Origin of the sequence: Methanothermobacter tenebrarum (assembly GCF_023167465.1) — an archaeon.
GTDB classification, from domain to species: domain Archaea; phylum Methanobacteriota; class Methanobacteria; order Methanobacteriales; family DSM-23052; genus Methanothermobacter_A; species Methanothermobacter_A tenebrarum.
In genome coordinates this window covers 182565-207728 of record NZ_AP025698.1, presented here as the reverse complement: position 1 = coordinate 207728, position 25164 = coordinate 182565, and the positions used below count along the sequence as shown (strand labels likewise).

The following is a 25164-nucleotide window of genomic DNA, read 5'->3' as shown; positions in this document are numbered from 1 at the left end:
AAGTGATCATATGGTTTCAAGGGTCCTTGAAGAAATCAAGAAGACTATAATCCAAAGATTACCATCAAGAGTCCAGGTAGCCAAGGTAGAATTTGAAGGACCAGAACTTGTAATCTATACAAAGAACCCAGAGATTATAAGCGAAAACGGTGACCTAATCAGGGAACTGGCCAAGGACCTTCGCAAGCGTATTATAATACGCTCAGACCGCTCAGTACTCATGGAACCTGAAAAGGCCATAGAAAAAATCCATGAGATAGTCCCAAAGGAGGCTGAGATAACCAACATCTCATTTGATGATGTAACCTGCGAAGTCATCATAGAAGCCAAAAAACCAGGACTCGTAATAGGCAAATACGGTTCAACATCAAGAGAAATAGTGAAAAATATAGGATGGGCGCCTAAGATACTGAGAACACCACCAATATCATCAGAGATAATACAAAGGATACGGAGAACCCTTAGAAGGAACAGTAAAGAACGCAAGAAGATACTCCACCAACTAGGGAATCGTATACACCAGGAGACAAAATACGAGAATGATTGGGCGAGATTAACAGCCATAGGCGGGTTCAGAGAAGTTGGAAGATCCTGCCTCTACCTTCAGACGCCCAACAGCAGAATACTACTAGACTGTGGAGTAAACGTGGCAGGAACAGACGAAAAAACATCATACCCCTTCCTAAACGTCCCAGAATTCGCACCAGACAATCTAGACGCTGTAATAATAACACACGCCCACCTAGACCATTCAGGATTCGTACCATACCTCTACCATTATGGCTACGACGGGCCAGTATACTGCACAACACCCACAAGAGACCTGATGACACTACTCCAACTAGACCACATAGACATAGCCTACAGAGAAGAACAACCACTCCCATTCAACGTCAAACACGTGAAAAAATGCATAAAACATACAATCACACTCGACTATGGGGAAGTAACCGACATAGCACCAGACATAAGACTAACACTACACAATGCTGGCCACATACTAGGATCAGCCATGGCCCACCTACACATCGGAGACGGCCAACACAACATGGTATACACCGGCGACTTCAAATATGAACAAAGCAGATTACTAGAACCTGCAGTTACAAGATTCCCCCGCCTAGAAACGTTGGTCATGGAAAGCACCTATGGTGGGAAAGAGGATGTGCAACCACCAAGAAACCATGCAGAAAAAGAATTGATAAAAACAATCTACACCACTCTCAGAAGAGGGGGTAAAATACTAATACCAGTATTCGCGGTTGGAAGAGCCCAAGAACTTATGGTAGTATTAGAAGAATATATAAGAACTGGGATCATCCACGAAGTCCCAGTATACATTGATGGGATGATATGGGAGGCGACAGCCATCCACACCGCCCGCCCAGAATACCTCAGCAAGGACCTCAGGGACCAAATATTCCACATGGGACATAACCCATTCATATCAGATATATTCCACAAAGTTAATGGAATGGATGAGAGGATGGATATCATTGAAGGGGAACCATCAATTATCCTATCAACCTCTGGGATGTTAACCGGTGGAAACTCCCTAGAATATTTCAAATGGTTATGTGAAAATGAGAAGAATTCCCTTGTCTTTGTAGGTTACCAGGCTGAGGGTTCACTTGGCAGAAGACTCCAGAAGGGGTGGAAGGAGATACCACTCAAAGAAGAGGGTAAAACGAGAGTATACAAGGTTAAAATGGATATAAAGACCATAGAGGGTTTCAGCGGGCACTCAGATCGCAGACAGCTCATGGAATATGTTAGAAGGGTGAGCCCTAGGCCAGAGAAGATACTTATATGCCATGGTGACAATTACAAAACCTTGGATCTCGCATCAAGCATCTACAGAACCTACAAGATAGAAACAAAAACACCACTAAACCTAGAAACCGTGCGAATACAATAAAATGGTGATTAGATGGTAACATACGCCGATTCTGGAGTAGATATAGACCTTGAAGCATTAACAGTATCAAAACTAGTCTCAAAACTCGAAAAAACCCTAAAATATGCTAACGTGCTCACAAGGAAGGGTCACTTCGCCTCTATAATACGAGTAGGTGACATGGCAATAGCAATGAGTACAGATGGTGTGGGCAGCAAAATACTAGTAGCAGAGAAGCTAGGAAAATATGACACCATCGGAATAGACTGTATAGCAATGGTAGTGAATGACATCCTATGTGTAGGCGCCAAACCCATCGCAATAGTCGACTACCTTGCAATGGAAAAACCAGACCCTGAAATCGCATCAGAGATAGGTGAAGGATTAGCAAAGGGCGCTGAACTGGCAGAAACCGCGATAATAGGAGGGGAAACAGCAACACTACCTGAGATAGTGGATAATTTCGACCTCGCAGCCACTGGCATAGGCATAACAGACCCAAATAATATAATAACAGGAGAAAAGATAAAAGCTGGTGACAGGCTAATAGGAATTGAAAGTAGTGGGATACACAGCAACGGATTAACCCTCGCAAGGAAAATATTCTTCGAAAAACTGAAACTAAACATCAATGACCCCCTGCCAGGTTCAAAGGATAAAATAGGGGAAGAACTCCTAAAACCCACAAGAATTTATGTCAAACCCATACTAGAACTTCTAAAATCAGAGATCAAAGTCCATGGACTCGCACATATAACAGGAGGCGGATACACGAACATACGCCGCCTTAACGATAAGGTAACCTACAAATTAGATAATCTACCAGAGCCACAACCAGTATTCAAGGCAATCCACGAAAATGGAGTGCCAATAGATGAAATGTACAGGGTCTTCAACATGGGCATAGGCTTCATAATAGTCGTGGACAAAGAAGATGCAAATAAAACAATAAAAATAACCAAGAAAACCTACAATGCAAGGGAGATAGGAACCGTCGAGGAAGACCCCACAGGTGCTGTGAAAATCAAAACATACACCCAAGAGGATATCACACTCTAAAAAAATAATCTTGGAAGGTATCTCTATGAGGATAACCAGTGAAGATGAAAAAAATATTATAATATCAATCCTAAAGGCTCTAAATGTGCCGGAAGAACACGCCCAGATAGTTGCCGATGTAACAGCAGATGCAGACCTTAAAGGTTTCAGCTCACACGGGATAGGGAGATTCCCCCAGTACGTGAAGGGCATAGAACATGGAACCATAAAAACAGAAGGCAACATAGAAATCGAAAAAGAGACCGTATCAACAGCCCTAATAAATGGCAATCACCTCCTCGGCCACTTTGTAACCTATAGGGGGATGGAGATAGCCATCCAAAAAGCAAAAGAGACAGGAATAGGATTAGTGGGCGTCCATGACTCCAACCACTTCGGTATTGCAGGATACTATTCTGACATGGCAATCAAAGAGGACATGATAGGTATAATAATGGCAAACACAGAACCGGCCGTGGCACCACTAGGGGGAAAAGAACCAATACTCGGAACAAACCCACTAGCAATCGGCATACCATCCAATAAATACTATATCTCAGTTGACATGGCAACATCGGCCTCAGCACGTGGAAAATTACTCGAAGCCGCCCGTAGAGGGGAAAACCTACCAGAGGGCATAGCATTAGACTCCAATGGAAAACCCACAACAGACTCCGAGAAGGCCCTGAAAGGTTCAATATTACCATTTGGGGGGCACAAAGGCTACGCATTATCATTCATGATCGAAATATTAGCAGGGCCCCTTGTAAAAGCCGCCATTGGTAAGAAAGTGAAAGGTACCGTGAACCCCTACGATAAATGTACAAAGGGCGACCTTCTAATAGCCATTGACCCATCAAAGTTCGTTAACATCAAAGACTTCAAAGAACAAGTTGACAGCTTCGTTGAAGAAGTCAAATCCACGGGCAAAGTCCTCATTCCAGGTGACATAGAGAAAATGAACATGGAAAAGAACCTAAAAGAGGGCATATACATAGACCAGAAACTCCTAAAACAACTAAAGGAAATAGAAGAAAAACTAAACCTGGACCTGAACTTGGAGGGATAAAAACATTGGACAGTAGCAAGGCAATATACAAGGCCCTTAAAGACAACAACATAAACTTCATAGTAAGCGTGCCCTGCATAAACCTTGCAAGGGTACTTGAAATGATAGACCAGGACAAGGAAATCAAACACATACCAGTCACGAGAGAAGAAGAAGGTTTCGGGATAGCGGCGGGCGCGTACATGGCCGGGGAGAACACGGCCATCCTAATGCAAAATTCAGGTCTTGGAAATTCTATAAATGTCATAGCATCCCTCTACAAGTTGTATAGGATCCCCATACTCATGATAATAAGCCACAGGGGCACCCGCGGAGAATTCATAACAGCCCAAATCCCAATGGGTGAAGCAACACCACTCATCCTAGAAGCCCTCAACATACCATACCATGTCCCCTCCACACCAGAAGAAGCATACAATAATATAAGATCCGCCTGGAAACTTGCAAAGGCGAAAAAACACCCCACAGCCATACTCCTAGAAGTTAGTTTCTGGTGAACCTAGAATGGAACGTATAGAAGCCATAAAAGCCATCATAGAACAATTAGACGATGAACTGATCATATGCAATCTTGGATTCCCATCAAGGGAACTCTACAGTATCAAAGATTCCCCAAGACACTTCTACATGCTAGGATCAATGGGGATGGCCTCGTCAATCGGACTAGGACTTGCCCTAGCACAAAAGCGTAAAGTAATAGTCTTTGAGGGTGATGGTTCACTCCTCATGAACCTTGGAAGTCTCGTCACAATCTACAGCCAAGCACCCAAAAACCTCATACTCATAATATTAGATAACGGATGTTATGCGACCACAGGTTCACAGTGCACCTACGCCCTCCAAGTCGACCTCGGCGAACTCGCTAAGGGCATAGGATTCAAAAAAATATTCAAATTCGAAGAACCCCATGAGATTAACATGACCCCAATACTAGAAGAGGAAGGACCGATCATAGTCCATGTGAAAGTAGAACCTGGAAACGCGGACGTCCCACTCATAGACTTGAACCCAGAGGAGATAATATCAAGGTTCATGAAGATCATTTCTTCTGGTAAGTAGCATAGAACCCATCAGTATCAGCATATACTGTATGGAATCCGAACTTTTCAGCCTCTTTTATCGTCTTCTTAATATAATCACGGCCCCATGCTGTTATAGCCTCTGCACACTCTAAACAATACCATCTGAAACGCGTGTAACCATAAACTCCATACATCGTATTAGCAAGCCTTTTAAGGGCCTCCTGTTGCACGTCAAGTATCCTCTTTTCCATGGGATCCTCAGCCGCCTTCATCAGATTCTTTATCTTCATCCTCTCATCTAATATTTGCCCTATAATTGAAGGTACGAAACCCCTAGGTTTCTTCTTGAACCTATAACCAGCCTCAGGGGCCACGTAACAGTCTTCTTCCGGATCTTCGGTGAGGGTGTCGGGTGAAATATTCTTGGAGATTATGATACTAGGATATAGGCTCCTGAAATCAAATTGTACAATGTTTTCATGGAGGCCTTTTTCGGGTTCCTTCACATAACCTCCAACGACCTTCTGGGTTCTTCTCCTTTGCAACTCAGAGGGTGATGGTTTATTAGGTACTAATTCACCATATTCGAATGCCTTCCTTATAAGGAACCATTCAACTTGTTGTCCGGTGGCCATCCTGCTTATGTCGAATAGTGGTTGTCCCACAATCCTTGTGATCTCCATGTTTAGTGGGAGTATTTTTTCAGCGATCCTATAGGTTGCCATAACATCCTCGAGGGAATATTTGAAAAGCTGGTCTCTTAGGGTTTTATCGTCCCAGTATTCCCATAGTTGGTCGCCGGGTAATTCAACCTTTTTTTCACCGAATAATTCAAAGTATACTCTTTCGAGGGTGTAGGTGTCAAGGTTTATGTAACGTCGCATCACTGGGTAGAGGTCTACGTGGATTGTCCCCTTTATTGCTGTGGCAGTTGCAAAACCTCTTCTCAGGGATTTTATGGTTGATCCATCCCATCCTATGTTGAGTTTAACGCCTAGAATATCAGCCCTCTTCCTTATATATGGGAAGTCGAAATTGTCAGAATTATATCCCACAAGTAAGTCGGGTTTAGAATCTTTTATTATCTCGGCGAATCTTTCTAGGATCGCCTTCTCATCTTCTACAAGTTCGACAAAGTTGAGGTGTCCCCCCTTGGTTGATATTATCCTTTTTCTCTCACTGTCATAGAGGCTTATCATTATTATTTCATCCTCTTCGGGGTTGGGCATCCCATGTGGGTTATAAACTTCAATATCGAAGGCTAAAATTTCAAGTTCTGGGAATTTTGACTTAACAGTCCTTGGGGGCTCATCCAATTCCACGACTTCAATATCCTGGGATGATTCGATACTATGACCCTTCAATTCTATCTTTGACATTGGGAACAATCCATTATCGATGAGGTATCTTCTATAGAATGGTATGTCATGTTCCCGGATCTCCTGAACATGTTCAAGATTCCTTATCTTCTCTCTGATCCTTGGAACCTCCCTAGGATGATCTAGGATAATCTTGATCGCATCTACCGGTCTTCCAAGATCCTTCCTCTCCACAACCTCCAACTCTTTGAAACCGGCCTCTTCCAACTCCTCCAAACATGAATCAGCATCTGAGGGTATTGCATAAATGTATGGCTTGAAAGACCTGTCTAAGGCTATCCTCGGCCTTTTATCCTCGCCTCTCCCAAATAATCTTATAACTGGCACGTCCTCGACTGTAACATAATCAATGTCAAGGAGTATCATCCGCTCCCTTACCATAGTATTATATTTGGGTGTGGGGATTATTTTATTGTTACCCCCCACACCTCTTGTGTGGGGGGGTCAAGATCCCCAAAAAAAGAGGGACAGTCAAGCTATTTATGGGGAGTTGATATGAAGATAGTTCCCATTGCATCTGAGAGTCTAGGTGTTAGGAGCCTCTCAGTATACATCGAAGTTGGTGAAGATAAAATATTAATAGATCCTGGTGTCGCTTTAGGCCCCAGAAGATATTCGCTACCACCAGCAAAAATCGAACTAGAAAGATTAGAATATACTAGGGGTAGGATCCTAGAATTCTTGGATAAGGCAACTACGATAATCATATCCCATTATCATTATGATCATTATATTCCAGGGGCAAACTATGATGGGAAACATTTGTTTCTAAAGGATCCTATCAGGAATATTAATAAAAGCCAGAGGGGTAGGGCATCAAAGTTCCTGGAGGACAAGAGAGGGTATGAATATGCTGATGGGAAAACCTTGATCAGAGACTTTAAAATGGAATTTTCACCGGCATTCCCCCATGGAGAAAAGGGCACTAGGCTAGGATTTGTCATAATGACCATGATAGACCACAAAGAGAGGATGATCCATGCCAGTGACACCCAACTGTTAAATAAAGAAAGCGTAGAATGGATAATAGGGAAGATGCCGGATCTTATAATCACAAGCGGCCCCCCAACATACATAGGATATATGAAAAATTCCTGGAAAACCGGAACCAATAACATTAACAGGATAATCCTCGAGACAGACTCAGAGATAATATTGGATCATCATATATTAAGGGATAAGAGGTATCCCAGATTCTTCGAAGAATTAGAAAAAGAGCCACTCACCTTCGCAGGATACCTTGGAGTAGAGGAAACGCCACTTGAAGCATACAGGAGAGAATTGCATAAAATAGAAAATGGCGAAAAAATCGGCTTACCATTCAACCTAGAATAACCTTTTTTGCGCCTATTGTGTTTTTTCTTCCCTGTAAACATTTAAAGCCGCGTATGCAACCCCCAAGATTAATGGTCCTATTATGAAACCTGCCAATCCCCAGATTAGAGGCCCGCCCAGGAATCCCACTAGGAAAAGCAGTGGGTGTATATCGGCGTATTTACCCGACAATTTAGGGCGTAGATAAACATCAATACTACTTAAAAAGGCGCCGAATATTAAGACTATCACACCACGGAGTATGTTACCGTAGATGAAATCGTATATGGCGAGTATAGTATAGGTGGGCCATGGTCCTATCACTGGGATCAATTGGAAGAATCCTGCGAGCAAACCTAGGAATATCGCATATGGGTATCCGAGGAGTTGGAATCCTATTATCGCCATTAAACCTATTATAAATGCTGTTAGGAAATGGCCGTAGAATATGCTCTTTATAACCCTCTCTGTTTCAATGATAAGACGCCTCATAAAATCCTTTCTTTCTTCGGGTACAATGGAGGATGCATAGGATACTAGCTGTTCACCATCCCTTGCAAAGTAGAATGCTGAAGCAAATAATATGAATAATTGTAGGGCTATCATGGGCACGCTCTTGATAAGATCCAAAAGATAATCTATTATCATCTTTAAAAGATTGTTGATAAGATCCTTCAAGACGTTAAATAGTATATCTGCTGAGGGTAAAAACTCGGATGGTACATATGACTTTAATATTTTGTCCATGGAGCCCAGGTTTATCTTCTGGGCCGTGGAAAGTAGTGCAGGCGCTGAATTGAATAAAGTGTTGGCGATCATGGCCAGGACTCCGATTAATGGCAGGATCGTCACTACCATTACAATGGCTATGGAAACCGACCTATAGGGTATATATTTTGTGAGTTTATCTGCTATTGGACGTATACCATAGGCAAAAATAGCCCCAAGGAATAGCATAGTCCAAATGGGATAGAGTACTATAGCTGATAATATTAAAAGGACGAGTATGATGAAAAATGATGATGTTATAGTACCCTTTATCCGGTATATCAAAGCCTTTCACCCTAATGGTCTTATCGCGCCTGTAGCGTCCCTCTTGTATTCTCCGAATTCCTTCACCATTTTAAGCTCATGACTCCAGAAGACCGGCCCCTCTACACAGACTCTCCAACCAGTATTATCCAGACAACAATGTCCACACAGGCCCATGGCACATTTTATATACCTTTCAAGGGAGAATTGGCCAGGTATGCCCCTCTTTTCTAATTCTAGGAATATGCCCTTCATCATCGCCTCAGGACCGCAAACCATGGCCATATCATATGTTTCCTTGAGGGTTTTTAAACGGTCGATGGCAAATCCTTTGAATCCGCAGCTTCCATCATCAGTACATGTGAATATCCTGGCACCAGTTTTTTCGAGACGATCCAGGAATAGTAGCTCATCATAGGTTCTGGCCGCGACTATAACATCAACTTCAAAATCCCTTGCCCTGGCTTCCTCTACCAGGGCTGCTATTGGGGCCATGCCAACACCACCACCTATGGCTAATATCCTATGACCTTCTATGGTGAATCCCCGCCCGTAGGGTCCTCTTAATCCGAGCTTGTCTCCTTCTCTGAGTTTGTGGATTCTTGAGGTGAATGGTCCGACCTTCCTTATTGAGATGCCTATTTCATTGTTTGTCTTGTCGATTAATGAGACTGACATGGGTTTCTCATCCTTGAAGTCCCAGATCATCATGAATTGTCCGGGTACTGGAGATTTCCCATCCCATGGGCATATTAGTGTTTTAACGTCTGATGATTCTCTGATAATCCTTTTGATTTCTAGGATTTTTGGAACGTGCAATTTTATGATCCCCCATATTATCCGTGGGCTAATCCAACCATCTTGTTTATACTTTTGAATCCTTCTCTTTTCATGAAGGCTTTAAGGTCATCGCAGACTTTTTTGAATATTCCAAGGCCATGGTAGAATATGGCGCTACCTATCTGGATTGCGCTGGCCCCCGCATATAGGAATTCTACAACATCTTTGTAATCTGTTATCCCACCGACGCCGATCAGGGGGACATCCACGGTCTCATATACTTCATATACGCATCTGATGGCTATTGGTTTTATCGCGGGGCCTGATAGTCCCCCGAATTTATTGGAGAGGATTGGTTTGCCTGTTTTCAAGTCTATTTTCATGGCGGGTCCGAGGGAATTTATAAGGGTTATGGCGTCGCATCCTGCTTCTTCAGCCTTTAATGCTATCTCCTTGATATCCGTGACATTGGGTGTTAATTTAGCGGCTACTGGCACTTTACAGGCTTCTTTAACGGCTTCAACCACTTTGAATGTTAGTTGTGGGTCTTGTCCTATTGTCGCCCCATAGCCTTCCATTGCATGGGGGCATGAAATGTTCAATTCAATCATGTCCACTAGTCCTTGGACTTCTAGTGCAACCTTCACAAATTCGCTGGGGGAGGAACCATATATAGACGCTACTACCGGTATCCTATCCTCTATCTTATATAGTTCCTCCTTGAATGATTCAACACCAGGATTGGACAGGCCCATAGCATTTATAAGCCCATATGGGACCTCAACTATAGTCGGGTTCTTATAGCCCATATTCGGTTCAAGAGAAAAAGATTTGGTGACAACAGCCCCTGCTCCATGATGATAAACACGATTTAATGATGATGCTGTTATCCCGAGAACGCCGGCGGCGAGCATTGTAGGATTTCGCATTTTAACCCCGCAAAGGTTAACATCTAACACCTTTGATCTCCCCCACTAAAAGATTATAATTGGCCGGATACAAATCTACCCATATGAAGTGTTATCTTGTGCCATGTGTTGCCGGTTTCATAGCATTTAATGAAAATTTAGATATTGTAGATTATGAACTTTTCCCTAGAAAATCTGTAATTTCAAGGTTGCTAGAATTCGAAAAAGGGTTAACCAGCGAAGAGGAGAAGATCATAAAAAGACTCCTCAGAGAATATGGGGAGATATCCATAGAATCTGCGCATAGATGGAAGTATGGGAAATTTAAGGGGGTTATCTTAGAGTCTCCAAATATTGGGGGTGAATATCTTCGAGAAAATTTGAGGGAAATCCTTGAGGAGATTGGATTCATCAAGGATGGTGAATTCGGGGAGTTCATATATGAGATAAACAAGGGGATAACCCTCAAAAAATTGGAAGAATCCTTCAAAGAACAGGATAAACTGATTATACAAGCTGTTAACGCCTTAGATGATCTTGACGAGGCCATAGGAAAATTTGTTGAAAGGATAAGAGAATGGTACTCGATATATTTCCCGGAACTGGAGTCTGTGAAGGACCATGAACATTATGTTAAACTCATAGCAGAAAAACCGAGAAGAGAAGATATAATAAAATTGAAAAAGTTGCCAGAGAAGAGTATAGGGGGGGAATTCGAAGAAGAGGACATAGAGATTATAAGAGAGTTTGCGAAGGCCATCAGATCATTACAGTTATTGAGAAAATCCATAGAAAGGTATATAGAGTCGAAAATGGGATACTTAGCACCCAACCTGCAGGATGTTGCCGGCACGACACTCGGCGCAAAATTAATAGCACACGCAGGAAGCATGAAAAAATTAGCACTTTCACCTTCTTCGACCATACAAGTGATGGGGGCTGAAAAAGCCCTATTCAGGCACCTTAGAAGGGGTTCGAAACCCCCAAAACATGGGCTAATATATCAGCACCCCCTCGTTAGGGGATCAAATTGGCGCGTCCGCGGCAAAATCGCACGTGCACTAGCCTCAAAGATCTCCCTCGCAGCGAGAAAGGACTTATTCACGGGAGAACATGACCCTAATATAAAAGAAGATTTGTATAAACGGATAGATATCATAAAAAGGCAAACCCCAAAGAAAAGAGGATAATCCTCAGAATGGAGAGTGTTATCAATGAAGAAAATCAAGGGGATAGAGGGCGTTTATCTCCATGAAAATTATCTTTTAACAGTTAACCTCGCAAAGGGTATGCAAGTTTATGGTGAAAAATTATTCAAGTGGGGTGGGCGAGAATACCGTGTCTGGGATCCCTACAGGTCCAAGCTAGCAGCCGCCATACTTAACGGTCTTAAGACCCTTAAAATCAGGAAAGACTCGAGGATATTATACTTGGGCGCGTCAGCGGGTACTACAGCGTCACATTTCTCTGACATGGCCACTGATGGTATTATATATTGTATAGAATCTTCTCCACGGATGATGAGAGAACTGGTAAAGGTGTGTGAAAACCGGAAAAACATGATCCCAATACTTAAGGATGCTACCCGCCCAAGGGATTATCTACATCTTATAGAGAAAGTGGATTTCCTCTATTGTGACGTGGCGCAACCAAGACAAAGTCAACTTTTCACAGAAAACATGAAATTATTCCTCAAAAAAGAGGGTCAAGGATTGTTGATGATAAAAGCAAGAAGCATAGACGTTACGAGAAAACCCTCCATAATCTTTAAAGAGGAGGAAGGGAAGATAAAGAGTTCTGGTTTCAATGTTAGAGAGAGGATTAGATTAGAACCTTATGAGAAGGATCATCTAGCTTTACTTGTTGAATTTAGCGACTAGGAGTGGCTTGCTATCCTACCTTTATCTGTTATTTTAATGAAGTCCTCGTCTAGTTTCCCTACTAGTTTGTATAATTCAGTTGGGGACATTTCTTTTATCTTGGAGGTTTTTATTCCCTTTTCTTTGGACAATCCCTTGAGGAAGTATTTGAAATAGTTGCCCAGGAACTCTTTTATCCTGTAACCTCTTCCAATGGCCTCGATTTCCTTCTCGTCCAACCCCCTTGTAAGCCTTTTGATCTTTGAAAGCAACTTGGGGGTGGGGTGTTTGATTTCACCACTCTCAAGGCCCTCTACAACAGTCTTTGGTACTTCTAGTTCCCTTGCAAGTTCATCAATACTTTTTCCTGTGATTTTCCTATAACCTAATATAAGGTTTTTTAATACCATTTTACCACCATATAATATACTCTGTGGATAATATTATATGGTAGGATATATAAATAATTTGTTATTAACATGAGAAAATAGTCTACAAAAAATATAATACAAATTCTATTAGGATTATTATAAATTCTGGGATACAATTTGTATTATTATCTTGGAAAGTTCCCTTTTATCCATGAGGGGTAGTTTCTCCACCCTATCAGAAACCAATATCGGTTTGATTTTATCTGAACCGAAACCTTCAACTGCAAGATCATTAGCAACAACCAGATCCGCACCACACCTTTCCCTCTGTTCCCTGGCTAATTCTATAAGCTCATCCTCATTAACATCATATTCAGCCTTGAAACCGACAAGATAAATATTAGGATTTAAATCCTTCACACTATCAATTATCTTAGGGTTAGGCTCCAATTTTAAAATTCTCCCCTCAGAGGATGGTATTTTATCTTCAGTATACTCCGGCTTGAAATCCGCCACAGCAGCAGCTGAAATAAAAACATCAAAATCTTTAATAAGCTCTTGGACTTTATCAAACATTTCAGCAGCTGATACAACATTAACCATACCTATACATGACGGTACCTCCAAGGATAAGTTAGCCCCAAGGAGTGTGACATCAGCACCCTGTATAAAAGCTTCCTTGGCTAATTCTAAACCCATTTTACCAGAACTCAGATTACACACACCCCTCACAGGATCCAATGCCTCATAGGTTCCACCAGCACTTACAAGAACCTTCTTACCCCTTAAATTGCCAGTGGATGTCTCCCTTAAAACAGTAAGCACTATATCATCAAGATGGGGGAATTTAGCCTTCCCCTCCTCCATCCTCGGGGGTACGAAGATCACACCCTCCCTGGCAAGTTTTTCCACGTTATATTTTATCGCCCGATACATTGACAAGTTCATTGAAGGCACCATTACAATAGGAGTCCCATAACCTAAAGCCGCGATTAGAAGCGCGTTTATCGGATTATCAGCTATCCTACATGCTAACTTGCTTATAACATTGGCGGTGGCCGGGGCAACGAGGATCAGATCGGCGTCAGCATACTTAACATGCTCTATCTCGCCTGTAAGCTCTAATATGACATCATTTCCCGTTGCAAACTCCATAGCATAAGGATGGATAATATTACAAGCACCATCACTCATGAAACACTTTATACTCGCGCCTTGCCTTCTAAGCTCGCGTGCAAGCTTAACGGCCTCTATGGCCGCTATACTACCGGTTACACAAAGTATAATATCCATGGAAACCCCAATTAGTACTCATCAACTACTATGGTTGTCTCCTCACCAGTCAATCGCTTTATGATCCTATTGAGAACATCAAGGCTGGCTGGTATCCTCCTAGCATCCTCCTTGATAACCCTTATCTTGAATTTTTCCTTACCATCCTTACCATACACAATATTTATACCGGAAATCCTTGCAGGTGCAAGAACATCCTCAGCGACCGACTTAAGATCAGAATCCTCACCAACAATCCTCACACGCTTACCTATAGCCCTCGAAATGGTCCTCACAATCTTACCACCCTTACCTATAAGTTTACCCACCTGATCCCTATCAGTGATGATAATAACAACATCACCCATATCTATAGCCCTCTTAAACCCTAATTTACCCTCAGCCAGCCTATAAAGGACCTTCGAGATCTCTAATTCTAGTTCAGACACCTCGCCACTTTTAAGTTTATCCTCACAACCCTGACATAAAATTCCACTCTTTAGACAAACATCACATATCGGCAATCCCATCATTAACTCCTCCTATCCTATTATATGATGAACCAGTAAACATTATAGGCCACAATAAGGAACAATTAGCACTTTAGCATAAAGTGCAAAAACAAAAAGTCTCCTTCGACTACCGTGAACATATTCCTATTGTGATCCTTAATCATAGATTTTAATTATTATAATATAAATTTATAGCCCCTAAAACTTTAATAATCATATTCTAACAGAAATTATTAATAGACTCAACGAGGATTAGAAACTTTCACACCCCCCCACAATTATGGATAGACTATGGGGTCTGCCCACCCCCCACCCAGGCCCAAATGGTGAATATGATGGATCAGCCCCCAAGAGGACAAGTGCGTTGCAAAATTTGTGGCGGAACCGCCACCCAAATCCTAGACCATATTTGTGGAAACTGCCTGAAAAAAGAACCTGAGAGGATAGTCCAAGATCTGACAAAGAAAGCCCATAGTGAAAGTCGCATGATACCCCCAGTTTTACCCCCACAAGATCCTGGGGGCGTTACCTGTTATGAGTGTGGTAACCTTTGCAGGATAAAAGAGGAAGAATATGGTTTCTGCCGCCTGCGCCAAGTGAAAAATGGGAGGATACACACCAGGATAAATACGAGTCGAGAAGCTGTCGGTATTTTTTATTTTGATCCATTACCCACCAATTGCGTGGCTGACTGGGTTTGTCCAGGGGGTACAGGGGCTGGTTATCCACAATATGCCTATTCACCAGGCCCGGAATATGGTTACAAGAATCTCGCCATATTCTTCGGGAGTTGTTCATTTGATTGCTTATACTGTCAAAACAGTTCATATCGTGAAATGGCCCTCAAAGGAAAACCATTATTTACAGTCCAAGAAATAATCAGAAGCCTAGACGATAAAAGCGCATGTATATGCTTTTTTGGGGGTGATCCATCGCCGCAGATGTCATTCGCATTATCAGTAGCCAGGGAGGCTCTGAAAGAAAAAAGGGTGAGATTTTGAGGATCTGTTGGGAGACCAATGGTAATATCCATCCCAAGTACCTGGATGACATGGCAAGGACAAGCTTATCATCCGGTGGTATAATAAAATTTGACCTTAAGGCATGGGATGAAAAACTTCACAGGATATTGACGGGTGCGAGTAATAGACAAACCTTTAAAAATTTTAAATACATCTACCAGGGCTATTTTGATAAGAGAAGCAACCCACCGTTACTTGTCGCAAGCACCCTCCTAATACCAGGTTATATAGAAGAGGAGGAAGTGAGGAATATAGCCAATTTTCTAGTCAAACTTAACCCACGGATACCCTATACTCTCCTCGCATTCTCCCCTCAACACATGATGACGGATCTCCCACTACTGACTTGGGAAGAAGCAAATGAATGTTTAGAAGCGGCCCAAGGGGTTGGATTAGAGAGGGTGCGGTTAGGGAACACTCACCTACTCAGATAATCCTTTTATCCTATGAAGTTGAAACTGTTAATTACAATATCAAAATTTGCTTTTTCCTTGTCGAATTCACTGGCTAGGGCGCTGCAGAGTATCACATATACTTCTTCTCCTCTTTGTATCCATATTGCCATCTGTTTCTTCTTCACATCACCTTCTGTTACAAGGTAAGTGCTTTCAAGGGCTTGATAAGATCCTATGGTTATGTTACCCTCGGAGACTCTTTGATAACTTGAATTATTAAATAGGGTTGCATAGTTTTCATTATAAACCTGATAAAAGTCACCTTCTAACCTCCTCTTCTGTATTACCACTACAGTCTGTGCATAGCCTGTTCGCGGATTTACAGATTTAGGATCCGCCACAGCCACTATAGTATCATTTGCCTGCGAATTCGCTATAACCCAATCTGCAGGATACTCAAATGTTATATTATCCCCTGTGAATCTTTTATTCTCTTCTTTTGATTGGGAAGTGCAACCTGCAACACTTACCATGGCCATGACAATAAATAGGATAATAATTAGACTTTTTTTCATGATAGGGCTCCTCCCATAAACTCGATTTTTTATCCTGAAGTATTTGTTGGCGGCTCTGATGGCGTGGTAGGCGTGGTGGGTGTGGTTGGTGTGGTGGGTGTGGTTGGCTCATAATATGTTGTAGTATTATAACTTGGCACATAATTATTAGTTGTACTAGTGTTGTTGATTGTGAATGTTGGGAAAGCGCTCTCATTAACAAGAACATTACCTGTCTGATCTTGGCTTAAATTTAACAAGTAAAGGCCAAAACCACTACCTATAAAGAATGCTAATGCCAATAATATGACCCCTACCACCTTGAATGCAACTTGTGGCTTTTCTGTTTCTTTCATAGTGGCTGGTTTTTTAACATATTTCTTAACGAGCTCCTCTTTTTCACGAGCTTCCTCTTCCTCTTTTGCCTTTTCAATCCAATGATCTAAGGGTTTTTCAGAAGTGGAACGGCCCTGCATCCTCTTTATCCTCTCAGCGGCTTCCATGGCCTCAAGTTCCCTCTGATATTCTCTTTTCAGCATCCTATATTTGCTCTCGGATATCTTACCCTCTTGCAAATCCTTTTCCAGGTCCCTTAGACGACGGAGGAGTTCCTTTTCCCTTTTGATCATCTCCATCTCCCTTATAATTCCATTCTAGTGGAAGGCGATTTTCTCTTCCCCTATTTAAATAATATCTATCTTTTCCTGTACCAGTCATCCATTGGATATGAACCTAGGATCTTCATGAATGGTGTTCTATCTTTAATCTCCTCTAATATCATACTTATATTCTTTTCTTTTCTATGCCCTTCAAAGTCTATGAAGAATATGTATCTTCCAAGACCCATCTTAGAAGGCCTAGATTCTATCTTGGTTAAATTTACATTAGCCTCCGCAAATAATCCCAAGATCTCATATAAGCCTCCCGGCTTATCCTCTGCAAGTGTGAATAATATTGAGGTTTTATCATAGCCCGTGAATTCATGATCATGTAAGGCTATAGCGATGAATCGTGTCATGTTAGGAGTATAATCTTGGATACCCCCAGCTAAAATCTCTAGGTTATATAATCTGGCCGCCCTGGGGGTGCCTATGGCACAATATCCCCTTTTACCCTTTATGATCCTGGCGGCGGCGGCGGTGCTGGGTGTTGAATGTGCTCTAAGACCCATCTTTTCTATGAATTTGTGGCATTGGGCGAGTGATTGGGGGTGTGAGTACACATCTGTGAGTTCTTCTAATCTGGCACCTTTATTAGCGAGCAGATAATGATCAACCTTTAATACTATTTCTCTTTCTATGCAGAGATCGTACTCATGGGCTAGAAGATCTAATGTAACGCCTACAGGACCCTCAATCGAATTTTCGATAGGTACAACACCCTTATCAGCCTTCCTGTTTTTCACAGCATCCAGGACATCTATAATGGAATCGAATGGTATTAGTTTCTTTGATAATCTGCGGGCCGCTTCCTCCGTGAAAGTTCCTTCTGGTCCAAGATATGCTATAACATCCAAGGTGAAACACCCCTAGTATAGTCCGCCTTCTAGGAAATTTTTTGTCCTATCAGTAGTTGCCTGGTGGAAACGTCTTATAACGGCTTCACCATCTTTGTAGTCTATGATGGTTGCTGATACGTCTAACGCATGGAGATGTTTTATAAATTCCCTGGCTTCCTTTCTACTTGACACGTTAATGGTGGTGTCCTCGTGCGCTATCCCATCCTCGGCTATCTTTTTTATCGTTTTTACCATGGGGTAGATTATGGCTTCGCCGAGTCTGTGGGCTCTTTCACGCAGTTCATCATCAGATTCTCCCATTTCGTATGCTTGGAACCCTTCCCTTATCACTCTACTGAAGAAGAATGCTCTCCCAAAATCGAATGGGTAGGTGAAGGCGTATTTTATTTCATTTGCATGTGCTTGGGATGCTGTATATTTTATGGGTGGTAATTCCATCTGGGGGTCTTTTATCACAACACCTTCCCTGCCTTCTTCTCCCAGTTTTTTCACGATCTCTTTTATCTTCTCCGGGGCTTTCTTCACTGGGAAGGTGCCCAGTAAACGGACCATTGGAAGATCATAATCTTTAAGTAATTTCCTCTTCTCTTTAACAGGTAATGGTTTATTCGTGGCTTTTTCCCTCACATCGAATATTCTGAATCCTAGTTCACCTATCTCTGGATAATAGTGTGAAACGTAGGGGTTGGCTGTGCCTATCATCTCCCCGCAGATTACAAAGTTTGGGTTGTCCTTGAAGAATCTGTCTAGGTCCATGAATTCCTGGACTTTCTGGGTGGTGAATGGACAAAGGTATCCGCCTCTTGTGAGGGCTATTATCTTTGAGTTGACTGATGCTATTCTTACGTTGTAACCGTTCATCTTTTCCTCGACCGCTACCTTGTCCTTGAAGTGTTTTTCTATGGTTGGGGATAATATTAGGGTTCTTCGGATCTTCGGGAAGCCCCTTATTATCTCCAGTTTATCATCTGTGATATAAACTACCGTACCAGATTCTATGTGCATGAGATCTTTTTTGAAGAGCAAAGCCGGGTTTATTGACTTGTAGAATTTAACTCCACGTCTCCTAATGGCCCTTTCTAGCCTTTCGGGGCTTATTCCTAGGGCTGTTGCTATTTTATTTTCTAGGAAGTTTTCGGCGTATAATCTCCCTGTGAAAGCGCATTTTTCGCAGGTGAAAAAGAAATTCTTAAGGGAGTTGTTCCTTCTCCAGTCCACCTCAAGGTTTGATCCACATTTGGGACATTTTATGGTGGGTAAAATTATTAGTTAACCCCCCTCCATTTCAACTATGAGATCTAATATGTCGCTTTTGGTTATTATACCCACGAGCGTGCCCTTCTCATCTAATACTGGGAAGCCCCCGTATCCTGTTTCTATCATCTTTGATGCTGTCTTTGATATGTTATCAGTTGTTTTCACTGTTTTAACGTTTTGTGTCATGAGATCCTCTACGAGCAGGTTTCTTATCCTTGCGCTTTTGTATTTGTCAGGGACTACTTTTCTGAAGGCTATCATTGAACGTGCTATATCCTTTGATGTGATGATTCCTACTAGTTCTCCATCTTCCATGACTGGTAGTCTCCCTATGTTCGCGTCTATCATTAATCTCCTGGCGTGTATCATCCTTTCTGTTGGTTCTATGGTTATGAGCTCTGAACTCATCACGTCTTCCACTAAACTTTTTTCATAGGGTTTGCCTTTGCATATTTCGAGTATGTCTGTTTTGGTGAGTATGCCGACTAATTTATCATCTTCTATGACTGGTAGGCTTCCTATGTGATTTTCTAGCATTATATGGGCTGCTGTGCTCACGTCCATGTTAACATCTGCTGTTATAATATTTGGGCTCATGACAGTTGATACGTGGAAATGTGATGGTGCTAGGTTCCCGTATCTTGAGGATCCAAGTTTTTTGGCTATATCCTTTTCAGTTATTATCCCAACAACTTCTTTTACATGCTCATTGTTAGTGTTTATGACCACGAGGCGTGAAATATTATTCTTTTTCATTATCCGCAGGGCATCACAAATGTTTTGATCTTTATCAATACAGGTGACGTTCTGGTTCATGAGGTATTTTATCTTCATATGATCCCCCCAGGATTATTGTATGCCTTTTATGATGTCTGTTTTTGTTATTATACCCTTGAGTTGGTTTTTCTCGTCTACTATGGGGATTCCGCTAATTTTCTCTTTTAACATTATGTTAGCGGCTTCGACAGCGTCAGCGTTCTCTTCTAATTTTATGAGATCTTCTGTCATGATGTCCCCTGCTGTTAACATGGAGACTAATCTGACCTTCTTTTTCTCTTTCGATGCTCTTCCTATGAAATAGATTTTCTCAAGGGGTACTCCAGTCTCGGGGTCTTCAAGTTGGGCGAATGATATGTTCTCTGATGTTATGATCCCTATTGGTTCCCCGTCTTTAATTACGATGATCCTCCCTATCTTATTTTCTTCCATTAAACTTGTTACATGGGCTATCGTATGGTTTTCTGTGACTGTGATAACATCCTTCGTCATGAGATCGGAGACTTTCCATCTGCCCTTACATTTTTCATTATAAACTCTGAGAAGGTCTGTTTTTGTTATTATACCAACAAGTTTCCCATCCTCTACTACGGGTAGGGAGCTTATATTATTTCTTAGCATAATATCTACGGCTTCTCTTATGTCTGCATTGGCCGGTACGGTTATAATGTCTTTACTCATCACCCTCTTTATGGATATTTTGTCTATTGGCCTTCTACGCCATGTTGGCCCGGCCACCCGCAGTTTGCGGGTTATATCTTTTTCTGTTACTATACCGACTGGTTTTCTTTCACTGTCCACTACGACTATGTGGCTTATCCCATGTTTCAGCATTAGGTTTCTGGCATAGGAAACTTGTTGAGTGTCTGGCATTACTATTACTGTTGTGGTCATCACATCTTCGACTTTCATCTTTTCTCACCTATCAAAAATGAGTTAGAGGGCTATGGCCTTTAGTAGGTCGCTTTCAGTTATTATGCCTAGAAGTTCATCGTAGTCGACTACTGGCACCCCTCCGATGCTGTTTTTGGCCATTATCTCGTATAATTGTCCTAGTGTGCTTGTTGAGTTTATTGTGACTACTTTTTTCTCCATTATTTCACTTACTGGTGTGTTGAGGGCTTCTTCTGCACTATTTGTTTTTATGGTGTCGAATACTCTGTTGGATCCTAGGAATTCTAGTATGTCCGTGGATGTTACGATACCTACAAGTTTTTCCTTTTCTGGGTGGGGTGTTTTTCTCTCTTCCCCAACTATTGGGAGTCTTCTGAATTGGTTTCTTACCATTATCTTGGAGGCTCCTTCGATTGGTGTGCCTGGTGTTGTTGTTATGAGATTTTCTGTCATGTGATCTGCTACTATTTCATCATTTAGGACTCCTGCCATTAGGAATACGAAGTCTCTTTCTGAGACTATCCCTACTAATTTTTTTTCATGGTTGACAACTGGTAATGCTCCGATATTATATTTGAGCATCATTTCAACTGCATCTGTTATGGAATCCTTTAGGGTTGTATATTTAACGTTACGTGTCATTATTTTCCTTACAGGTTCGTTTATGGCTGCGAGGAAGTTATCATCATATTTTTCTTCGAGTATTTTGGATTTGTCTCCTCCTCCTAGAAAGTCTAGGATGTCCATTGATGTTATTATCCCTAAGAGTTTCTTTGTGCCGGGGTCTGTTATTGGAAGCCTCCTGAACTTGTTTTTGACCATTATCTCAGCGGCTTCCTTGATACTTATGGTGGGTGGTATTGAAACCACTTCTTTTTGGGCGATGCTCATAATATCGCCTTCATGTTCAAAGTTTCTGCTTTCAAATTCCACTGGACCACGGTCCAATGATTTTACTATGTTTATGGTGTCTTTTTTCCTCATCAACACACCTCACAGGTTTATTAATAATCGTGAAAATTTTATTAAAAAATTGGTTGGGGTACGATAGGGAGATCCTAAAATCCAGGGGTGACATCATCACACCTTTAAGAATAAATATAAGCCTTCAATATATCCTCTCTTGAAACTATACCGACAAGCTTTCCCTCTTTAGCCCTTTGAGGGTCGCTTTTAACATATATTGGGTCTTCAACTACTGGGAGTCTCCCCACATCCCTCGTTACCATTATCGTGGCCGCTTCATCAATGGGCATGTCCCTTGTAGCTACTATAGGTGGGGTTTGCATTATCTTCTCAACTGGCATGATCCTAACATCCCCTGATTCTTTCACGATACGGGCATGACCATACTTTATAAGATCTTTTCTCGTTATTATACCGATTAGTTTACCATTTTTCATTACAGGTAACCCTGAATAGCCTGATTCATCCATTTTATTCCAAACCTTGGAAAGCGGATCCTTTATATCACATACTACAACCTTTTCTGTTAAGACTTCACCAACTTTTTCCTTTTTTGGTGGTATCTTCCTTTCAATAAAACCCGCCAGTATATCATAGACGCTTAATATCCCTATTAGTTTCATATTATCAGTGGATTCCACTACAGGGGCTTGTATCTCCTTGGCCCTTATTAGGAGGGCGGCTGCCTTGTATACATCCATTTCTGGGAAGAGTATGACGTCTGGCTTCTCCATCATCCCCCTTGCTTCAATGTTGGATTTGGTGACTGAAATATGGAGTACATCACCCCTTGTGATTAATCCTTCAAGGCGCTCTCCATTTACAACGGGAACGCATCTGAAATCCTCCTCGCGGAGTATGGATCTTACACGTGTAATTGCCATGTCAACTGGAACCGTCACCGGATTGGGTGTCATTAAATCCTCCACTTTCAAGTTATTCACCCTCTAATTCTTCCTTGCACTCCTCACACACATACTTACCATCATATTCTTCTAAATATTCGGCGAAAGTCCCGCAAATTTCACAGATACCTGGTAAGGGCCTTTCTTCTTCAGTATATGTTGTTGTATTCTCTTCAAAACGTGCACTTTCAACTAATATCTCAGTGAGTTCAGGTGAAACAGCCATAACATCTGTTGATGTTAATATACCCACTAATGAGCCGTCCTTTACCACTGGTAGTCTTCTTATATTGTTCCTAGCCATTAACCTGGCGGCTTCGTTCAATTCCCTTTCAGGTTCTATGGTGATAAGGTCTTTGGTCATGACCTCCCCTATGGTAACCTTGCTTGCCTTCAAATCCTTAGAGACAACTTTTCGGATTATATCGCTTTCTGTTATTAACCCTTCTGGTTCTGCGTTGCTCTTCACAATTAGGCTCCCCACCTTTTCCTTTGTCATTATATATGCTGCTTCAGCGACGCTGATACTTGGATCTACAGTTACCACGTTTGTTGTCATGGCATCATGGACTGTTATCTTTGTTTCAACATCCATCCCCTAAACCTCCTATCTTAAATTTAAAATCTTGTGAACTTGGGGTATTAACCGCACCTTAAAATGTCTTCCTATTTCCTCCGAGATCTTTAACAGCCGAGGAGCGCTCCCAATCCAATAATCTAATGGACTGCTTGGTTGGATCACTATAGGCGTCTTAGAGGGTTCTGAAATTTCCTCTTGGAGTTTCTGGACTATTTGCCCCATATATGATGGGGGTGTGGTTGGCAAGACCACCACCTTGAGATATGTATTTACACCTCTTTTTATTAATATGTTTATGGACTTGATTTCTTTTTCTATAATCTTCCAGGTACCAACATGCTCTGGTAATTTTATATCAACGGATGCATAGTCTATGAGATGAGCTATTTTTTTGATCTCACCGGGTAGGGACCCGTTAGTCTCTAATAGCAGCTTATAATGGGTCTCATGCAATAGATTTTTTATAAAATCGGCGTAGAGTAAGGGTTCGCCTCCTGTTAAACTGATTGAATGGAGATCAGGGGTTTTAAGCTCTTTTATCCTATATTTAAGATCTCCTATGCTGGTTAATTCTCCACTTTGGGGGTTCCTGCTCTCGGGTGTGTCACAATATTTGCAGTTGAGGTTACACCCTGCGAATCGTATGAATATTTGCCTGCACCCGACTAGGAGCCCCTCCCCTTGTATGCTGGAAAATACTTCCATTATAGGGGCTCTCATATCCTCTCCACTCCTGGGTAGGTGAAAATAGCACCTTGTCCTATCCCCTCATTCACACAAACTTTGACATTCCTTATCATCTTGTTATATTCTTTCAGTTCCTCATAGAGTTTCCGGGCAAAGTATTCTGCAAGTCCTTCCGCGGAAGTGGATTCTATGGGTAATAGGCAGCAATCTTCTTTTGGGATTTTATATTCTTTACCTGCAACTTGAAATTCTACCTTGTCATCGCTTACTTGGAGATCCATTAACGGACTTTCTAATGGTACTAGTAGGCGGTGATCCAATCTTTTACAGATTCTCCGCATTATACCCTTAACGTCTTTGAAGTCAACTATGAAACCATGTTTTCCGGTTGGTTCGCCCTCCACTTCCACATCAACTATGTATGAGTGTCCATGGATTACGCCACATGTTTCATGTTCGGGTATCATATGTGCTGCTGAAAACCTCAAATTAGCATGGATCCCCTCTATGATTATCTTCAACGCATATCACCCTGTTCTTGTCTTTGTAATATCCTCTTCTATTGATCTGATCTCTTGGATGTACTTCTTGGCCACATTACCTACGATTTCTATTATATCATCTTCTCCCAGATCCTTATAATCTTGTATTCCTATTGTTTCAACATCTTCTGGGGTTCCCTTGCTTGTTATGTTTATCCCAAGGTGTATTTTCATGCTTGAAACTGATGCCGTGGCTACTGACACTGTAAGTTTACCAGTGCCTATGTAGAGGTCGTCGCCTTCCCTCCTTGTGGGTATGCCATTTTCCCATAATTCTTCTTGGAGTATCATTACAAGCATCCTTTGACGATGATAACATAATCTTAGATTCGCTGGTTGTTCATCAAAATGTTCTATTATGAAATGGGCCATCCTATCTGCTTTTATCCGGAGTTTTTTGTCCTCGTAGTCTATGATGTCTTTTATGTTCATGGGCCCGATCCAGGTTATTATGCTTGGGCCTTTGATGTTGAGTTCATCGAGGGCCCAGTTGGGTCTTATCTGGGTGCCATCATATAATATTCTATCCTTGAGGTGTTCGTGTATCATTATAGATCCTCCTATGTCTAATTCCATGAAACCGGTCTCTTTATCCTTTAACCTTCTCAGCACC

Annotated in this window: 29 protein-coding genes; 10 read left to right on the top strand and 19 right to left on the bottom strand. The window is 41.8% G+C overall.

Annotated elements, in window-relative coordinates:
- Positions 1–10 precede the first annotated feature (10 nt).
- Genes MTTB_RS01190 through comE form a run of 5 tightly spaced genes read left to right on the top strand, consistent with a single transcriptional unit; the run spans position 11 to position 5063 of the window.
- A complete protein-coding gene (locus MTTB_RS01190) occupies positions 11–1918 on the top strand; it encodes a beta-CASP ribonuclease aCPSF1 (RefSeq protein ID WP_248564710.1) in 1908 nt (635 codons plus the stop codon).
- A gap of 12 nt (positions 1919–1930) precedes the next feature.
- Positions 1931–2956 carry a phosphoribosylformylglycinamidine cyclo-ligase gene (gene purM, locus MTTB_RS01185; RefSeq protein ID WP_248564709.1) on the top strand — a complete coding sequence of 342 codons (1026 nt, stop codon included), beginning with the start codon at positions 1931–1933 and terminating at the stop codon, positions 2954–2956.
- A 25-nt stretch (positions 2957–2981) separates the two neighbouring features.
- Positions 2982–4004, top strand: coding sequence for an L-sulfolactate dehydrogenase (gene comC, locus MTTB_RS01180; RefSeq protein ID WP_248564708.1), 1023 nt, complete (start codon positions 2982–2984; stop codon positions 4002–4004).
- Positions 4005–4009: 5 nt separating this feature from the next.
- Positions 4010–4501, top strand: a complete 492-nt coding sequence (gene comD / locus MTTB_RS01175) for a sulfopyruvate decarboxylase subunit alpha (RefSeq protein ID WP_248564707.1) — start codon at positions 4010–4012, stop codon at positions 4499–4501.
- A gap of 7 nt (positions 4502–4508) precedes the next feature.
- Entirely contained in the window at positions 4509–5063 is a 555-nt protein-coding gene (gene comE, locus MTTB_RS01170) for a sulfopyruvate decarboxylase subunit beta (protein WP_248564706.1), read from the top strand.
- On the opposite strand, the gene MTTB_RS01165 is transcribed toward comE, so the two are convergent.
- Positions 5044–6771 (bottom strand): DNA-directed DNA polymerase, encoded by a 1728-nt coding sequence (locus tag MTTB_RS01165; protein ID WP_282570371.1) that lies wholly within the window; start codon positions 6769–6771, stop codon positions 5044–5046. The two genes, comE and MTTB_RS01165, sit on opposite strands and share 20 nt — an antisense overlap.
- Positions 6772–6900: 129 nt before the next feature.
- On the opposite strand from MTTB_RS01165, the gene MTTB_RS01160 reads away from it, so the two are divergent.
- Positions 6901–7740 carry an MBL fold metallo-hydrolase gene (locus tag MTTB_RS01160; RefSeq protein WP_248564705.1) on the top strand — a complete coding sequence of 280 codons (840 nt, stop codon included), beginning with the start codon at positions 6901–6903 and terminating at the stop codon, positions 7738–7740.
- 12 nt (positions 7741–7752) lie between these two features.
- On the opposite strand, the gene MTTB_RS01155 is transcribed toward MTTB_RS01160, so the two are convergent.
- The 3 genes from MTTB_RS01155 to MTTB_RS01145 are packed head-to-tail and all read right to left on the bottom strand — an operon-like array spanning position 7753 to position 10490.
- The gene (locus MTTB_RS01155) at positions 7753–8772 is read right to left on the bottom strand and encodes an AI-2E family transporter (RefSeq protein ID WP_248564704.1); all 1020 of its coding nucleotides are present in this window, start codon (positions 8770–8772) and stop codon (positions 7753–7755) included.
- A gap of 6 nt (positions 8773–8778) precedes the next feature.
- Positions 8779–9570, bottom strand: a complete 792-nt coding sequence (locus MTTB_RS01150; RefSeq protein WP_248564703.1) for a dihydroorotate dehydrogenase electron transfer subunit — start codon at positions 9568–9570, stop codon at positions 8779–8781.
- A gap of 17 nt (positions 9571–9587) precedes the next feature.
- Positions 9588–10490, bottom strand: coding sequence for a dihydroorotate dehydrogenase (locus MTTB_RS01145; protein ID WP_248564702.1), 903 nt, complete (start codon positions 10488–10490; stop codon positions 9588–9590).
- Between the two features lie 68 nt (positions 10491–10558).
- On the opposite strand from MTTB_RS01145, the gene MTTB_RS01140 reads away from it, so the two are divergent.
- Complete coding sequence (locus MTTB_RS01140) at positions 10559–11629, top strand: NOP5/NOP56 family protein (RefSeq protein WP_248564701.1); 1071 nt, start codon at positions 10559–10561, stop codon at positions 11627–11629.
- A 24-nt stretch (positions 11630–11653) separates the two neighbouring features.
- Positions 11654–12319 (top strand): fibrillarin-like rRNA/tRNA 2'-O-methyltransferase, encoded by a 666-nt coding sequence (locus MTTB_RS01135; protein ID WP_248564700.1) that lies wholly within the window; start codon positions 11654–11656, stop codon positions 12317–12319.
- Here the strand turns inward: MTTB_RS01135 and MTTB_RS01130 are convergent.
- From MTTB_RS01130 to MTTB_RS01120, 3 genes are all read right to left on the bottom strand, one after another.
- Positions 12316–12708: a helix-turn-helix domain-containing protein gene (locus tag MTTB_RS01130; RefSeq protein ID WP_248564699.1), complete on the bottom strand. Its 393-nt coding sequence runs from the start codon at positions 12706–12708 to the stop codon at positions 12316–12318. The genes MTTB_RS01135 and MTTB_RS01130 overlap by 4 nt on opposite strands.
- A 117-nt stretch (positions 12709–12825) precedes the next feature.
- The gene (gene coaBC, locus MTTB_RS01125; RefSeq protein ID WP_248564698.1) at positions 12826–13962 is read right to left on the bottom strand and encodes a bifunctional phosphopantothenoylcysteine decarboxylase/phosphopantothenate--cysteine ligase CoaBC; all 1137 of its coding nucleotides are present in this window, start codon (positions 13960–13962) and stop codon (positions 12826–12828) included.
- An 11-nt stretch (positions 13963–13973) separates the two neighbouring features.
- Positions 13974–14474, bottom strand: coding sequence for a KH domain-containing protein (locus MTTB_RS01120; RefSeq protein WP_345894008.1), 501 nt, complete (start codon positions 14472–14474; stop codon positions 13974–13976).
- Between the two features lie 338 nt (positions 14475–14812).
- Between MTTB_RS01120 and MTTB_RS01115 the strand changes: the two genes are divergently transcribed.
- Together MTTB_RS01115 and MTTB_RS01110 are read left to right on the top strand one after the other, a co-directional pair.
- Positions 14813–15454, top strand: coding sequence for a 4Fe-4S cluster-binding domain-containing protein (locus MTTB_RS01115; protein ID WP_248564697.1), 642 nt, complete (start codon positions 14813–14815; stop codon positions 15452–15454).
- Complete coding sequence (locus MTTB_RS01110) at positions 15451–15909, top strand: radical SAM protein (RefSeq protein ID WP_248564696.1); 459 nt, start codon at positions 15451–15453, stop codon at positions 15907–15909. Before MTTB_RS01115 ends, MTTB_RS01110 begins: the two co-directional genes overlap by 4 nt.
- Before the next feature lie 5 nt (positions 15910–15914).
- On the opposite strand, the gene MTTB_RS01105 is transcribed toward MTTB_RS01110, so the two are convergent.
- The 12 genes from MTTB_RS01105 to MTTB_RS01050 form a co-directional block, all read right to left on the bottom strand.
- Positions 15915–16445 (bottom strand): PsbP-related protein, encoded by a 531-nt coding sequence (locus MTTB_RS01105; RefSeq protein ID WP_248564695.1) that lies wholly within the window; start codon positions 16443–16445, stop codon positions 15915–15917.
- Between the two features lie 29 nt (positions 16446–16474).
- Positions 16475–17053, bottom strand: a complete 579-nt coding sequence (locus MTTB_RS01100; protein WP_248564694.1) for a hypothetical protein — start codon at positions 17051–17053, stop codon at positions 16475–16477.
- 65 nt (positions 17054–17118) lie between these two features.
- Complete coding sequence (gene pheA / locus MTTB_RS01095; protein WP_248564693.1) at positions 17119–17940, bottom strand: prephenate dehydratase; 822 nt, start codon at positions 17938–17940, stop codon at positions 17119–17121.
- A 12-nt stretch (positions 17941–17952) separates the two neighbouring features.
- On the bottom strand, positions 17953–19161 hold the full coding sequence (locus tag MTTB_RS01090) for an RNA ligase (protein WP_282570369.1): 1209 nt from the start codon (positions 19159–19161) through the stop codon (positions 17953–17955).
- A 51-nt stretch (positions 19162–19212) separates the two neighbouring features.
- Positions 19213–20034, bottom strand: a complete 822-nt coding sequence (locus MTTB_RS01085) for a CBS domain-containing protein (protein ID WP_248564692.1) — start codon at positions 20032–20034, stop codon at positions 19213–19215.
- Positions 20035–20049: 15 nt separating this feature from the next.
- Positions 20050–20889, bottom strand: coding sequence for a CBS domain-containing protein (locus MTTB_RS01080; RefSeq protein ID WP_248564691.1), 840 nt, complete (start codon positions 20887–20889; stop codon positions 20050–20052).
- A gap of 24 nt (positions 20890–20913) precedes the next feature.
- Positions 20914–21855, bottom strand: a complete 942-nt coding sequence (locus MTTB_RS01075) for a CBS domain-containing protein (RefSeq protein ID WP_248564690.1) — start codon at positions 21853–21855, stop codon at positions 20914–20916.
- Positions 21856–21959: 104 nt separating this feature from the next.
- Positions 21960–22766 carry a CBS domain-containing protein gene (locus MTTB_RS01070; protein WP_345894018.1) on the bottom strand — a complete coding sequence of 269 codons (807 nt, stop codon included), beginning with the start codon at positions 22764–22766 and terminating at the stop codon, positions 21960–21962.
- Between the two features lie 7 nt (positions 22767–22773).
- Entirely contained in the window at positions 22774–23337 is a 564-nt protein-coding gene (locus tag MTTB_RS01065; protein WP_248564688.1) for a CBS domain-containing protein, read from the bottom strand.
- A gap of 12 nt (positions 23338–23349) precedes the next feature.
- Positions 23350–24042, bottom strand: a complete 693-nt coding sequence (locus tag MTTB_RS01060) for a 7-carboxy-7-deazaguanine synthase QueE (RefSeq protein ID WP_248564687.1) — start codon at positions 24040–24042, stop codon at positions 23350–23352.
- The gene (locus MTTB_RS01055) at positions 24039–24530 is read right to left on the bottom strand and encodes a 6-carboxytetrahydropterin synthase (RefSeq protein WP_248564686.1); all 492 of its coding nucleotides are present in this window, start codon (positions 24528–24530) and stop codon (positions 24039–24041) included. The genes MTTB_RS01060 and MTTB_RS01055 overlap by 4 nt, the downstream gene beginning before the upstream one ends.
- A gap of 6 nt (positions 24531–24536) precedes the next feature.
- The gene (locus tag MTTB_RS01050; RefSeq protein ID WP_248565233.1) at positions 24537–25100 is read right to left on the bottom strand and encodes a DUF366 family protein; all 564 of its coding nucleotides are present in this window, start codon (positions 25098–25100) and stop codon (positions 24537–24539) included.
- Positions 25101–25164: the final 64 nt, after the last annotated feature.